The sequence below is a fragment of the Rhizobacter sp. P3_B12 genome (genome assembly GCF_056402895.1).
Window position 1 is genome coordinate 1 of the sequence record NZ_JBFUGN010001776.1, and the last position, 541, is coordinate 541.

The 541-nt window shown below is 71.9% G+C and carries 1 protein-coding gene; it reads left to right on the forward strand.

The features are described 5' to 3' along the window. Positions 1-541, forward strand: a 541-nt coding sequence (locus AC1D01_RS38165) for an EAL domain-containing protein (RefSeq protein WP_477875218.1), incomplete at both ends; no start/stop codon positions are given.

Genomic DNA, 541 nt, shown 5'->3' on the forward strand with positions numbered 1-541 from the left:
CTACGGCACCGACGGGTTGACGCGCGACGAGCTGCTGCACAAGGCCGACCTGGCGCTGCACCGCGCGAAGGCCGACGGCCGCGGGCAGTTCAGTTTCTACGACGCCGCGATGGATGCCGACCTGCAGCTGCGCCGTGCGCTGGTGCACGACCTGCGCCACGCGATCGCGTCCGACCAGCTGACGCTGCACTTCCAGCCGCTGTTCGAGGCGCAGGCGCTGCGCCTGAGCGGCTACGAGGCGCTCGCGCGCTGGTCGCACCCCGACCGCGGCGCGATCTCGCCGGCCGAGTTCATCCCGCTGGCCGAGCAGGCCGGGCTGATCGAGGCGCTCGGCCGCTGGGTGCTGCTGCACGCCTGCGAAGAGGCGGTGCGCTGGCCGCAGCACCTGGAGGTGTCGGTGAACCTGTCGGCGGCGCAGTTCCAGGGCGATCTCGTCGGCGTGGTGTCGGAGTGCCTGACGCGCTCGGGCCTCGCGCCGCAGCGCCTGCAGCTGGAGATCACCGAATCGCTGCTGATGCGCAACACCGAGCAGGTGCTGCAG